A 13,265-nucleotide genomic window follows, 5' to 3' on the forward strand; every position below is an offset into this window, starting at 1 on the left:
CCGACGAGTAGCGTCGGAGCATGAGCGAGAACCGCGCCGGACAGCCCGCACGCCCAGAGGACCTCGTCGACGTCGCCCACCTGGTGACGGCCTACTACACGCAGCAGCCGGACCCCGAGGACGTCGACCAGCAGGTCGCCTTCGGCACCTCCGGGCACCGCGGCAGCTCGCTCAAGACGTCCTTCAACGAGGCGCACATCCTCGCGACGACCCAGGCGATCGTCGACCACCGCCGGGCGAAGGGGGTCGACGGGCCCCTCTTCCTCGGGCGCGACACCCACGGCCTCTCCGAGCCGGCCTGGATCAGCGCGATCGAGGTGCTCGTGGCGGGCGGCGTCACCGTGCTGATTGACGAGCGTGACGGGTACACCCCGACACCGGCCGTCAGCCACGCCATCCTCACCGCCAACCGGGGCAAGGACCTGGGTACGAAGGGGGCGACCGGCGCCTCCGGCCTCGCCGACGGGATCGTCGTCACCCCCTCCCACAACCCCCCGAGCGACGGTGGCTTCAAGTACAACCCGCCGCACGGCGGACCGGCCGACTCCGACGCGACGAAGGCCATCGCCGCCGCCGCGAACGACTACCTCCGGGCCGACCTCAAGGGGGTGGCCCGCACCCCCTTCGCCCGTGCGGTGGCTCAGTGCCAGCGCTACGACTTCCTCGGCAGCTATGTCGATGACCTGCCGTCGGTGGTCGACCTCGACGCGATCCGCGAGGCCGGGGTGCGCATCGGTGCCGACCCGCTCGGCGGCGCGGCCGTCGAGTACTGGGGCGCGATCGCCGAGCGGCACCGCCTCGACCTCACCGTCGTCAACCCCGAGGTCGACCCCACGTGGCGATTCATGACCCTCGACTGGGACGGCAAGATCCGGATGGACTGCAGCTCGCCATCCGCGATGGCCTCGCTGATCGGCCGCAAGGATGAGTACGACATCGCCACCGGTAACGACGCCGACGCCGACCGGCACGGCATCGTCACCCCCGACGCCGGGCTGATGAACCCCAACCACTACCTCGCCGTGGCCATCCACTACCTCTACGGCGGGGCGCGACCGGGATGGAGCAGCGGGCGGATCGGCAAGACCCTCGTGTCGAGCTCGATGATCGACCGCGTAGCCGCCGACATCGGCAAGGAGCTGTGGGAGGTGCCGGTCGGCTTCAAGTGGTTCGTGCCGGGGCTGCTCGACGGGTCCGTCGGCTTCGGCGGCGAGGAGTCGGCCGGGGCGAGCTTCCTGCGGATGGACGGCACGGTGTGGACCACCGACAAGGACGGGATCATCCTCGCCCTGCTCGCCTCGGAGATCCAGGCACGGACCGGGCGGTCCCCGTCGCAGCACTACGCCGATCTCGTCGAGCAGCACGGCGACCCCGCCTACGCCCGGATCGACGCCCCCGCCGACCGGGAGCAGAAGGCCAAGCTCGCGGCGCTCACCCCTTCGGCCGTCGAGGCGACCGAGATCGCGGGCGAGCCGATCACCGCGAAGCTCACCGAGGCTCCGGGCAACGGCGCCGCCATCGGCGGGCTCAAGGTGACGACGGAGTCGGCCTGGTTCGCCGCGCGCCCGTCGGGGACCGAGGACGTCTACAAGATCTACGCCGAGTCCTTCCGCGGCCCCGAGCACCTCGCTCAGGTCCAGGCCGACGCGAAGGCCCTCGTCGACGAGGTGCTGGCCGGGTAAGCGGCGGGTGGTGGGTCTCAGAGCGCGAAGGCGGTCGGCGGCCCGAGCGACAGGTCGAGACCTTGCTAGCATTGCTAGCAGGAGGTGGTCACCATCGCGAACCTGACCATCCGCAACGTTGACGAGGCCACCCACGACCGGCTGCGGGCGCTCGCGGCGCGCCACGGACGCTCGGTCGAGGCCGAGGTCAGAGGAATCCTCGCCGCGGCGGTGGATGCCCCGACGCGTAACGTCCTGCTCGAGCTGCAGGCCCGGACCGCCGACGTGCCCACCGAGCTTGATCTCCCTGCTCGCCGCGACCTGCCCCGTGAGGTCGACCTGCCGTGATCCTCGTGGACACCAACGTCGTCAGCGAGTTCATGCGCCCCACCCCGGACGCCGTCGTGTCGGCCTGGGCCGAGGCGAAGGGCGTCGGCGAGCTCGCCCTCTCGGTGATCACGGTCCAGGAGATCAAGTACGGCATCAGGCGGTTGCCTGCCAGCGCCCGCCGAGCCGGCCTGGAGGAGGCGTGGTCCACGGTGATGGCTGCCCACTCGCACGTCGTCGTCGACTACGACCGAGAGGCCGCGGTGAGCACGGCCGAGGTGCTCGTCGGGTCCGCGTCGAGCGGCCACCCGATGACGCTCGCCGACGCCCAGATAGCCGGCACCTGCCTGGCTCGCGGGCTCACTCTCGCCACCCGGAACACCAAGGACTTCGACCACCTGCCCTCCCTGGACATGGTCAACCCCTTCGGCTTCGCGCGGGGCTGACCTCCCTTCGCCCCCGGACCGAAATGCTGCTGGCTGCCTCTGGGTGAGCCAGCAGCAGCTCGACGTGCTGCTGGCGTGCCGAACTGCTGCTGGCAGCACTTCGGTCGCGGAGGACGGGGCGAAGGGGGACCCGGCGGGGCTAGGCTCGGTGGACGGGCCGGGGCAACGGGGCCGCCGGCCGATGACGCCGGAGGGACCCATGTCTGCCTACCCACAGCCCGGGAGCCCGGAGAGCTCGATCGAGGTCAAGGAGCGCTACGACCACTACATCGGGGGTGAGTGGGTGGCGCCGAAGGGGGGGCCAGTACTTCGAGAACCCCACGCCGGTCACCGGGGCCAACTTCACGAGCATCGCCCGCGGTACGGCGGAGGACATCGAGGCCGCCCTCGACGCCGCGCACGCCGCGGCCGAGGCCTGGGCCAAGTCCTCGCCGGCCGAGCGGTCCGGGGTGCTGCTGAAGATCGCCCAGGTCATGGAGGACAACCTCGAGGACCTCGCCGTCATCGAGACCTGGGACAACGGCAAGGCAGTTCGACCCCGACACGATGATGGGCGCCCAGGCGAGCAACGACCAGTTCGAGAAGATCCTCAGCTACCTCGACATCGGCAAGCAGGAGGGCGCGAAGGCCCTCACCGGCGGCGACAAGCTCGAGCTCGACGGCGACCTCGCCGGCGGCTTCTACATCCAGCCGACGGTCTTCGAGGGCAAGAACTCGATGCGGATCTTCCAGGAGGAGATCTTCGGCCCGGTCGTCTCGCTCACGAGCTTCGCCGACCAGGCGGAGGCGCTGGAGGTCTCCAACGACACCCTCTACGGCCTCGGCGCCGGCGTGTGGTCGCGCAGCATGCACACCGCCTACGAGATGGGCCGCGGCATCAAGGCCGGCCGGGTCTGGACCAACTGCTACCACCAGTACCCCGCGCACGCCGCCTTCGGCGGGTACAAGCAGTCCGGCATCGGCCGGGAGAACCACAAGATGATGCTCGACCACTACCAGCAGACGAAGAACCTGCTCGTCAGCTACAGCAAGGACAAGCTCGGCTTCTTCTGATCGGCACCTTCGGGCCGGGCGAAGGGGGCGAGCCTCCCCCCCTTCGCCCGGGCACCGAGGAGGAAGGAAGGGCGATGACCACCGACAAGGTCCAGCTCACCGACAGCGCCGTTGAGCTCATCGAGCGGCTCGAGGACACCCACGGGCCATTGATGTTCCACCAGTCCGGCGGCTGCTGTGACGGGTCGGCGCCGATGTGCTACCCGGCCGGGGACTTCCTGACCGGCGACGCCGACGTGCTGCTCGCGACGCTACCCGCCGGCCGCGCGACGCCGGTCGAGTTCTGGATGAGCAAGAGCCAGTACGAGTACTGGAAGCACACCCATCTGACCGTAGACGTCGTCCCGGGCCGCGGCTCGGGCTTCTCCGTCGAGGCGCCCGAAGGGGTGCGCTTCCTCATCCGTAGTCGGGTGATGACCGAGGAGGAGCTGGCCCACCACGGACTGCTGTAGGCCGACCCCGGCGAGCGGCATACCGTGGCAGCGTGACTGCACCGATCACCGCCGACGACGTCGAGCGCGCCGCGAGCCTGCTCGACGGGGTGGCCCGGCACACCCTCCTTCGCCTCTCGCCCCGACTGTCCGCGGCCACCGGAGCCGAGGTGCACCTCAAGCGCGAGGACCTGCAGCCGGTGCGCTCGTACAAGCTGCGCGGTGCCTACACCCTGATCGCTTCCCTCGATGACGCCACCCGGGCGAAGGGGGTGGTCTGCGCCTCTGCCGGCAACCACGCTCAGGGGGTGGCTCTGGCCGCGCGCGAGCTCGGCGTCCGGGCTCGGATCTACCTGCCCCGGACCACTCCCCGCCAGAAGCGTGACCGGGTGTCCGCACTCGGCGGCGACTCCGTCGAGGTGATCGTCGGCGGCGATGTCTACGACGACGCGGCCGCGGCGGCTCTCGACGACGCGGCGCGCACCGGGGCGAGCGTCATCCCGGCCTTCGACGCGGCGCAGACGATGGCCGGACAGGGCACGATCGGCCCCGAGATCGTCGCCGACCTCGGCGCCGCGCCGGACGTCGTCGTCGTCCCGGTCGGCGGCGGCGGGCTGCTCGGCGGGCTGGCCACGTGGTTCTCCCAGCGGCACCCGCAGACCCGGGTCGTCGGGGTCGAGCCGGCCGGGGCCGCGTCGATGACCGCCGCCCTGGCGAAGGGAGGACCCGTCGCCTTGGAGCAGATGGACCGGTTCGTCGACGGTGCAGCGGTGCGCCGGGTCGGCGAGCTGACCTACGCGGCTGTGGCGGCCGCCGGGTGCGAGCTGACGACGGCCGACGAGGGCGCGGTGTGCGTGGAGATGCTCGCCCTCTACCAGACCGAGGGGATCATCGCCGAGCCCGCGGGGGCGCTGGCGTCGGCCGCTCTCCCTTCGCTCGGTCTGACGCCGGGCAGCACGGTCGTCGCGGTGCTCTCCGGCGGGAACAACGACGTCTCCCGCTATGCCGACGTCGTCGAGCGGGCGCTGATCCACGAGGGACGCAAGCACTACTTCCTCGTGGAGTTCCCCCAGGAGCCCGGTGCGCTGCGCAGCTTCCTCGACGAGGTGCTCGGGCCGGAGGACGACATCGCCTACTTCGAGTACGTCAAGCGCTCCAACCGGGAGACCGGGCCGGCTCTGGTCGGACTCGAGCTGGGCTCCCCGGACGACCTGCTCCCGCTGCTGGCGCGGATGGAGACCGCGCCGATGGTCATCGAGCGGATCGACCCGACGAGCCCACTCTTCCGCTTCATCGGCTGAGCGACCCGACACCGCTCGACCCGACCTCCCGCGGCCCATCCTCTCTGCGTACGGCCAGGCAGGACCCCCGAGGGGCGACGGCCACTCAGCCGTTGCCCCAGCATCTGGGGCAGAGTCGGAGTCAGCCGACAGCGCCGCCAACCCCTCCGATACCCCTGTCCCCTACGCATAGGGGGTAGGGGTATGAGATACCATGGCCGCATGAGTGGCTACAGCGGCGACAAGGAGGCCTACCTCAAGCGTCTGGCCCGCATCGAGGGCCAGGTCCGCGGCATCGCGAGGATGGTCGAGGAGGACACCTACTGCATCGACGTGCTCACCCAGGTGAGCGCGGTGACCAAGGCGCTCCAGGCGGTCAGCCTCGGCCTGCTCGAGGACCACGTCGGCCACTGCGTGCTCGACGCGGCCCGCGAGTCCGACGAGGCCGCCGCCGACAAGGTCCGCGAGGCCAGCGACGCCATCGCCCGACTCGTCCGTTCCTGACGACCACCCCCGGAGAGGATCCACACATGAGCGAGCAGACCACCTTCACCGTCACAGGCATGACCTGCGGCAACTGCGTCAAGCACGTCACCGAGGAGCTCATCGAGATCGACGGCGTCACCGACGTCGCGGTCGACCTCGTCGCCGGCGGTGACTCCCCCGTGACGATCACGACCGAGCGCCCCGTCAGCCAGGACGCCATCACCGCGGCCGTCGACGAGGCGGGCTACACGGTGACCTTCTGATGGCCACCCCCACGACCGAGACCGCACCCGAGGTCGCGACCGACCTCCAGGAGGTCGACCTCGCGATCACGGGGATGACCTGCGCCTCGTGCGTTGCCCGGGTGGAGAAGAAGCTCGCAAAGCTCGACGGGGTGAGCGCCACGGTCAACCTCGCCACGGAGAAGGCCCGGGTCAGTCACCCCCCGACGATCACCGAGGACGAGCTGCTCGCGGCCGTGGCGTCCGCGGGGTACGAGGCGAGCGTCATCACCCCCGAGTCCCGCCTCGCTCCGCCGGAGCACACCCACGTCCGCCAGGACGACCTGCGCCGACGTCTGCTCGTCGCCGCTCCCCTCGCGCTCGTCGTCATGATCCTCGCGATGGGGCCCTGGCAGTTCGCCGCGAACCCTTGGCTGCAGCTGCTGCTCACCACGCCCGTCGCGCTCTGGTGCGCCTGGCCGTTCCACAAGGCGGCCTACACCAACGCCAAGCACCTCGGCTCGACGATGGACACCCTCGTCAGCCTCGGCGTCGGCGCGGCCTACCTGTGGTCGCTGGTGGCGCTCCTCACCGGCGCCGGGCACGGGTCACGAGCGGAGGGGCACTACTACTTCGAGACCGCCGCGGTCGTGACCGCCTTCCTCCTGCTCGGCCGGTGGCTGGAGTCACGGGCGCAGGAGCAGGGCCGCTCGGCGCTGACCTCCCTGATGGACCTGGGCGCCAAGAGCGTGACCGTGCAACGCATCTCGGCGACCACGCGCGCGACGACCGAGCAGGTCATCCCGATCGACGACCTGGCCGTCGGCGACCACTTCGTGGTCCGGCCGGGCGAGAAGATCGCGACCGACGGCGAGGTGGTCGACGGGACGAGCGCGGTCGACGCCTCGACCGTCACCGGTGAGTCGGTGCCGGTCGACGTCCAGTCCGGCGACCAGGTCGAGGCCGGGACGATCAACACCTCCGGCCGGCTCGTCGTGCGGGCCACGGCGGTCGGCGCGGACACCACGCTCGCGGCGATCACCCGGCTCGTCGAGCAGGCCCAGACCGGCAAGGCCGACGTCCAGCGCCTCGCCGACCGGGTCTCGGCGGTCTTCGTCCCCGTCGTCCTCGGGCTCGCGCTACTCACCTTCGTCGGCTGGTGGATCGGCTCCGGCAGCGCGGCGACCGCCCTCGGCATCGCGATCACCGTGCTCGTCATCGCCTGCCCCTGTGCCCTCGGTCTCGCGACCCCCACCGCCCTGCTCGTCGGCACCTCCCGGGGCGCGCAGAAGGGCGTGCTCATCAAGGGGCCGCAGGTACTCGAGGACACTCGCCGCGTCGACACCGTCGTGCTGGACAAGACCGGCACCATCACCACCGGGCAGACGCGGCTCACCGACATCGCCGCCGAGCCGGGGTTGCATCCCTACGCCGTCCTCGCGGCCGCGGCCGCGGTCGAGTCGGGCAGCGAGCACCCGATCGCCCGAGCGATCGTCGAGCGGGCCGAGACGAAGGGGGTCAAGGTGCCGGCGATCACCGACTTCACCTCGACCGCGGGCGCGGGCGCGTCGGCAGAGGTCGGCGGGACCCGGGTGACCGTCGGGAAGGCCGAGCTCTTCGAGGAGATCCCCGGGGAGCTGGCCACCCTGGACCGGCCCGGGACGACCGTCTTCGTCGGCTGGGAGGGCAAGGCCCGCGGCGCGCTGACCGTGACCGACGACGTCCGGCCCAGCTCGATGCAGGCGATCCGCGAGCTGCGTACCCGCGGCCTGCAGACCTGGCTGCTCACCGGGGACACCGGCACCAACGCCCGTGCCGTCGCCGAGCAGGTGGGCATCGACCCCGAGCACGTCATCGCCGACGTCCGCCCCGAGGACAAGCACGCCCAGATCGCCGCGCTGCAGGAGCAGGGCAGGGTCGTCGCGATGGTCGGCGACGGGGTCAACGACGCTGCCGCCCTGGCCCAGTCCGACCTCGGGATGGCGATGGGCGCCGGGACCGACGTGGCGATGGAGTCGGCGGACATCGTGCTCAAGCGTGATGACCTGCTCTCGGTGCCGGCGGCGATGGACCTCTCGGACCGGACCCTGGAGGTCATCAAGCAGAACCTCGTGTGGGCCTTCGGCTACAACACCCTCGCGATCCCGGTCGCGATGGCCGGCCTGCTCAACCCGATGATCGCCGGCGCCGCGATGGCCTTCAGCTCGGTGTGCGTCGTCGTCAACAGCCTGCGGCTGCGCCGCGCGTGAGCCGGCGAAGGGGGATTGCCGGGCCGCCGGCCGCGGGCCGGGCTGGGCGGGCCGGGTCGGGTCGGGTCGGGTCGGAGCTAGCTCAGCTCAGACCTCGGCCCGCCAGGCCTGGCGGTAGCCGAGCTTGCCGCCGGTCTGCAGCAAGGCCCGCCGGTAGATCCGCTCGGCGGCCCAGAGCACGACCGCGGTGAGCGCGATCAGCGGGACCAGGGCCAGCACCGCCTCCCACCAGGTCGCCTCGCCGGCAACGACCTCGACGGGCATCGCGATCGCGGAGAAGGGTGGGATCCACGCCATGACCGCCCGCGCGGACTCCCCGACGAAGAAGCTCCCGAAGAACATGATGAGCACGAGCATCGTCACCGGGGTCGCCGTCGACTGGACGTCCTCGGTCCGCGAGGCCAGGGCACCGGCGACGGCGAAGAGTGCCGCGACGCAGGTGAAGCCGACGAGGAAGTAGACGAGGAACCACAGCAGGCCTGCGGAGAGCGAAGGGAGCAGACCGCCGAGATCGGTGAAGCTCAGGCCGATCAGCCCGACCGCGACGTAGATCGCCAGCTGGCCGAGTGCGAGCGCGACGTTGCCGACGAGCTTGCCGATGAGCAGCTGGCGGGTCGGGATCGAGGCGGCGATGATCTCGGCGATGCGCGACTGCTTCTCCTCGACGACGCTGCTCGCGAGCGTCATGCCGAAGAGCATCGCCGACATGTAGAAGAGGATCGCCATGACGATGCCCGCGGCCTGGGCGAGGCCGCGCCGGTCCTCGTCGCCCTCGAGCAGCTCCGTGGTCACCTCGGACCCCTGCTGCAGGGCAGCGACGTCCGTGCCCGCGGCCTCGGCGTTGCTCTCCAGCACGCTCTGGGTCACGGTCGGCTGGACCACCGCGAGCAGCTGCGAGCTGACCTGCGAGGTCGAGGCGAGCACCCATCCGGCGTCACCAGGGTGCAGCCAGGCGTCGGCCTCCCCCTCGTCGAGCGCGGCCCGAGCAGCGGCATCGTCACTCACCTGGACCAGCTCGACGGTCACGGCGTCGTCGATGGTGGGCGCGGCCTCACGGACGGTCTGTCCCATCTGCGTCGACTCGCTCGTCACCGCGATGTCGTAGGTGCGGTCGCGCTCGGCGTTCCAGGCCTGGAACCCGAACACACCGACGATGATCGCCAGCGAGAACAGGGTGCCGCCGATGAAGGCCTTGTCACGCAGCTTGACCATGATCTCGCGCTTGGCGACGAGGGGCCAGACCGCGCCGGACTGCCGGCGGTCGTGCGCCGACGCATCGCGCCGCTGGGTGCTCTGCTCGGTCGTGCTGCTCATGCCGTGGCCTCCCGGTAGATCTCGGACAGCGGGGTGATGATCGGGGCGAGCTCGCGCAGGCCGCCGCGTCGGCTCGCCTCGCTCACGAGCCGGTCGAGGACCTGCTGGTCGGCGCCGGGATCGCCGGCGAGCTCGACGACCGCCGTCGACCCGTCGACGTCGAGCACCCGCCCTCCGCCGCCCCCGTCCGGCAGGACGTCGCGCACCCAACCCACGTCGCTCACGCCGACCACCCGGTAGCGCAGTGCCGTCCCCTGGCGCAGCTCGTCCGGAGTTCCCTCGGCCCGCACCTGCCCGCCGGCGAGGATCACCAGCCGGTCGCACAGCCGGTCGACGAGGTCGAGCTGGTGGCTGGAGAAGAGCACCGGGACGCCTCGGGCGGTGTGCTCCCGCAGCAGGTCGGCCATGGAGTCCACTGCCGCCGGGTCCAGCCCGCTGAACGGCTCGTCGAGGATCAGCGCCGAGGGCTGGTCGACCAGGGCCGCGGTGATCTGCACCCGCTGCTGGTTGCCGAGCGAGAGCGACTCGACGGTGTCGTCCATGCGCTCGGCCAGGCCGAGGCGCTCAAGGTACTCGGTGACCTCCCCCTTCGCCTCCGAGGCACTCATCCCCTTGAGCTGGGCGAGGTAGATCAGCTGCTCGCGGACCTTCTGCTTCGGGTAGAGGCCGCGCTCCTCGGGCATGTAGCCGGTGCCGCGCCGATCGGTGGTGGTGATCTCCCGGTCCCCCCAGCGGACTCTCCCGCCGTGGATGCCGAGGACACCCATGATCATCCGCATCGTCGTCGTCTTGCCCGCGCCGTTGCCGCCGACGAATCCGGTCATCTGCCCGCCGGGGACGGTGAAACTCACCTGGTCCACGGCGACGAGGTCGCCGTACCGGCGGGTGAGCTCCTCGACGTGGATCGCTGTCGGAGGAGTGTGTCCAGTGCTCATGGCCTCGACCGTACTGAGCCAGAGGACGCCGCCGCGTCCCTCCCCTGGCGGGTCTTGCGCTCGGCGAAGGGGTCGGCGGGTCCCCCTCGAGGGGGTGGCTCCATCCGCCCGAAGGGGGAGTTACCCCGGTCAGTCTGTGCCGGGACCCTCGACGATGCCGGCCTCGTGGGCGATGACGACGACCCGCACCCGGTCGCGGGCACCGAGCTTGGCGAAGAGGTTGGAGACGTGGGTCTTGACCGTCGCCTCGCCGATGAAGAGGTGCCCGGCGATCTCCTGGTTGGACATGCCCGCGGCGACGAGCGAGAGCACCTCGAGCTCGCGCTCGGTGAGCTGCGCGATGAGGTCGGCGTGCGGACGCTCGGCATCGCTTCGCTCCGCCGGCGCGCCGCTCGTCATCCGGGCGATCACCCGCGAGGTGACCTCGGGCGCGAGCAGGGCGTCACCCCGACCCACCGCCTCGATCGCGGCGACGAGCTGCTCAGCCTCGGCGTTCTTGAGCAGGAACCCGCTGGCGCCGGCTTCGAGAGCCGCGAAGAGGTAGTCGTCCCGGTCGAACGTCGTGAGGATGATGACCTTGCCCAGGTCACGCCGGACGATCTCTCGGGTCGCCTCGATGCCGTCCATCTCGGGCATCTGGACGTCCATGACGATGACGTCCGGGCGCTCCCGCGCAGCGATCTCGACCGCCTCACGACCGGTCGCTGCCTCACCGACGACCTCGATCGTCTCCTCGACCGAGAGGATCATCGCGAAGCCGGACCGGATCACCGGCTGGTCGTCGACGAGGAGGACCCGCACCCTCCCTTCGCCCGACCCGTGGCCGACCGCCTGCTCCTCCTGGCCACTCTGCTCACTCATGTCGATCCCCTTCGTCGCTCAGCGGTGCCCACCACCGCACCCGGTAGCCATCGGTGGCGCGAGGTCCGATCTCCGCCCCGCCGCCGTGCAGGGCGGCGCGCTCCTCGATCCCGAGATGTCCCAGGCTGGTGCCCTCTGTACCCCCTCGCGCGCGCCCGTCGTCGGTCACCTCGACCTCGACGCGGGCGCGGGCGACCCGCAGCACCACCCGGGCGCGCTGCGCGGTGCTGTGGCGAGTCACGTTGGTCAGCGCCTCCTGCACGACGCGGTAGACCGACTGCCCGACCGGCACCGGCACCCGGTCGCGCTGGTCGGGAGCGTCCTCGATCACGTCGAGGGACACCTCCAGCGGACCGCCCTCGTGCGCCGTCACGAGCTCTCCCAGCTGGGCGAGACCCGGCTGGGGCGTCGTCGATCCGGCCGACTGCCCAGAGCGCAGGGTCCCGAGCAGCGCGCGCATCTGCCCGACCGCCTCCCGGCTGCTGCCCTCGATCTGCTCCAGCGCCGAGCCGGCCCGCTGCGGGTCGCGGTCCATGACCCGCCGCGCCGCCGCGGCCTGCACCCCGATGGCTGAGATGTGGTGCGCCACGACGTCGTGCAGCTCTCGCGCGATGCGCAGCCGCTCCTCGGTGACCGCTTGCTCGCGCAGCTCGACGGACTGCTCCTCGATGGTCGCGGCCTGCTGCTCGAGCTCGGTGCGCTGGCGCGCGTTACGCCACAGCACCTGGCCGCCGAGAACTGCACCGGCGAAGTACAGCGCGTTGATGACGAAGGTCAGCCCGACCGCCGCGAACCACACCGGCACGACGCTGTCGTCCTGGTACTCGGTCGGGTAGTCCGAGAGGGCGTTGCCGACGGCGAAGCCCCACACGAGCCAGAGCAGCATGAGGAGCATGGTCGCCGAGACGACGAGGAGCATCTCGCGCCGGTTCCGCGCCCACGCCACCCCGCCGAGCACGACGATGAAGTAGCAGACGAGCACCGAGAGCAGGCCGCCGAGCGTCGGCTCCCGCGTGCTGAGGGCGAAGAAGCCGACCGAGGCCGCGATGAGACTGGCCAGCGGCCACAGCCGCCGCGTGAGCAGCGGCAGGGCGCTGGCGGCGACGACGAGCCATTGCACCCAGATCGGGGCGGTGACCGCCTCGAGCGTGCCGAGGGGACGGATGAGTTCGAGGACGAGCAGGGAGAGGACGCCGACACCGAGCGCGAGGAGGACGTCGCGGCGGCGCAACCCCCGCCCGGGGCGATCCCAGTCGTCGTCGAGGGCGAAGAACTCGCGTATCCGGCGCACGCGCTCGGCCTCGCTCTAGATGGTGACCGGCCCCTGCGGCGTGTTGAGGGTGACCGACATCAGGCCAGGGGTGCCGTTGGGGGCGACGAAGTCGAAGGTGATGACCGTCGAGGTGGCATCGGCGGGCAGGCCGAGCCAGCTTCGCACCCGGTCGGGGTCCCCGGCGATCTGCAGCGACTCGATGGTCACCTCGGTGCTCGCGTCGTCGCTCGGGTGGTCGCTCTCGTCGTCCCACTTGACGAAGAACGGCAGCTGCGGGTCGGCGATGAGGCCCTTGACGCCGATCTGGCGCCACCGGAACTCGCGGCCGTCGGGCAGGCGACGCGCGCCGGGCACGGACTCGCGCTCGAGGTGCTCCTCGACCGGCAGCAGGTCGTCGACGGAGACGACCCAGCCCATCCAACCGCCGCCCGTCTCGGAGCGGGCGCGAACAGCCTGGCCGAAGGGCGCCTTGTCGGCGCTGGGGTGGTCGAGCACCTCGACGACCTCGATGTAGCGCTCGTGCGCCAGCGGCAGGATCATGCTGCGAGTACCGAAGCGCGGGTGCACGCCCCCGTCCACCGGCTCGACGCCGATCTTCTCTCCCAGCTTCGCTGCTGTGGCGCGCGCCCCGTCGGAGCCGGCGGCGAAGGAGACATGGTCAACACGCATAGGGGCATCGTGGCACGCGCCTCACCCTGCTCCTAATCCGACTCCAATAGCACAACGCC

Annotated in this window: 13 protein-coding genes and 1 pseudogene; 9 read left to right on the plus strand and 5 right to left on the minus strand. The window is 71.2% G+C overall.

All coding sequences use genetic code 11. The annotated features are described in order from the left end of the window. Positions 1-20: 20 nt before the first annotated feature. The 9 genes and pseudogenes from pgm to FB557_RS07210 all read left to right on the plus strand — a co-directional run bounded on the left by pgm (position 21) and on the right by FB557_RS07210 (position 8,154). A complete protein-coding gene (gene pgm / locus FB557_RS07170) occupies positions 21-1,682 on the plus strand; it encodes a phosphoglucomutase (alpha-D-glucose-1,6-bisphosphate-dependent) (protein WP_144856914.1) in 1,662 nt (553 codons plus the stop codon). A gap of 84 nt (positions 1,683-1,766) precedes the next feature. Beyond that, positions 1,767-2,009 (plus strand): FitA-like ribbon-helix-helix domain-containing protein, encoded by a 243-nt coding sequence (locus tag FB557_RS07175; RefSeq protein ID WP_246074529.1) that lies wholly within the window; start codon positions 1,767-1,769, stop codon positions 2,007-2,009. Beyond that, positions 2,006-2,434, plus strand: a complete 429-nt coding sequence (locus FB557_RS07180) for a type II toxin-antitoxin system VapC family toxin (RefSeq protein WP_144856915.1) — start codon at positions 2,006-2,008, stop codon at positions 2,432-2,434. The genes FB557_RS07175 and FB557_RS07180 overlap by 4 nt, the downstream gene beginning before the upstream one ends. Positions 2,435-2,633: 199 nt before the next feature. Further along, a pseudogene (locus tag FB557_RS07185) lies at positions 2,634-3,487 on the plus strand (aldehyde dehydrogenase family protein). 74 nt (positions 3,488-3,561) lie between these two features. After that, on the plus strand, positions 3,562-3,939 hold the full coding sequence (locus FB557_RS07190) for a DUF779 domain-containing protein (RefSeq protein ID WP_144856916.1): 378 nt from the start codon (positions 3,562-3,564) through the stop codon (positions 3,937-3,939). A gap of 32 nt (positions 3,940-3,971) precedes the next feature. Further along, positions 3,972-5,219, plus strand: a complete 1,248-nt coding sequence (gene ilvA / locus FB557_RS07195) for a threonine ammonia-lyase IlvA (protein ID WP_144856917.1) — start codon at positions 3,972-3,974, stop codon at positions 5,217-5,219. A 201-nt stretch (positions 5,220-5,420) separates the two neighbouring features. After that, positions 5,421-5,702, plus strand: a complete 282-nt coding sequence (locus tag FB557_RS07200) for a metal-sensitive transcriptional regulator (RefSeq protein ID WP_144856918.1) — start codon at positions 5,421-5,423, stop codon at positions 5,700-5,702. 26 nt (positions 5,703-5,728) lie between these two features. Then, positions 5,729-5,947 (plus strand): heavy-metal-associated domain-containing protein, encoded by a 219-nt coding sequence (locus FB557_RS07205; RefSeq protein ID WP_144856919.1) that lies wholly within the window; start codon positions 5,729-5,731, stop codon positions 5,945-5,947. Further along, positions 5,947-8,154, plus strand: a complete 2,208-nt coding sequence (locus tag FB557_RS07210; RefSeq protein ID WP_144856920.1) for a heavy metal translocating P-type ATPase — start codon at positions 5,947-5,949, stop codon at positions 8,152-8,154. Before FB557_RS07205 ends, FB557_RS07210 begins: the two co-directional genes overlap by 1 nt. An 87-nt stretch (positions 8,155-8,241) precedes the next feature. Here the strand turns inward: FB557_RS07210 and FB557_RS07215 are convergent, their stop codons facing one another. The 5 genes from FB557_RS07215 to FB557_RS07235 form a co-directional block, all read right to left on the minus strand. Next, positions 8,242-9,468 carry an ABC transporter permease gene (locus tag FB557_RS07215; RefSeq protein ID WP_144856921.1) on the minus strand — a complete coding sequence of 409 codons (1,227 nt, stop codon included), beginning with the start codon at positions 9,466-9,468 and terminating at the stop codon, positions 8,242-8,244. Then, complete coding sequence (locus tag FB557_RS07220) at positions 9,465-10,403, minus strand: ABC transporter ATP-binding protein (RefSeq protein ID WP_144856922.1); 939 nt, start codon at positions 10,401-10,403, stop codon at positions 9,465-9,467. The genes FB557_RS07215 and FB557_RS07220 overlap by 4 nt, the downstream gene beginning before the upstream one ends. Positions 10,404-10,532: 129 nt before the next feature. Further along, the gene (locus tag FB557_RS07225) at positions 10,533-11,264 is read right to left on the minus strand and encodes a response regulator (RefSeq protein WP_144856923.1); all 732 of its coding nucleotides are present in this window, start codon (positions 11,262-11,264) and stop codon (positions 10,533-10,535) included. Next, positions 11,257-12,555: a sensor histidine kinase gene (locus FB557_RS07230; RefSeq protein WP_144856924.1), complete on the minus strand. Its 1,299-nt coding sequence runs from the start codon at positions 12,553-12,555 to the stop codon at positions 11,257-11,259. The genes FB557_RS07225 and FB557_RS07230 overlap by 8 nt, the downstream gene beginning before the upstream one ends. Before the next feature lie 15 nt (positions 12,556-12,570). Beyond that, positions 12,571-13,206: a VOC family protein gene (locus tag FB557_RS07235; RefSeq protein WP_144856925.1), complete on the minus strand. Its 636-nt coding sequence runs from the start codon at positions 13,204-13,206 to the stop codon at positions 12,571-12,573. Positions 13,207-13,265 lie beyond the last annotated feature (59 nt).

This window comes from Marihabitans asiaticum (assembly GCF_007828725.1).
GTDB classification, from domain to species: Bacteria; Actinomycetota; Actinomycetes; order Actinomycetales; family Dermatophilaceae; genus Marihabitans; species Marihabitans asiaticum.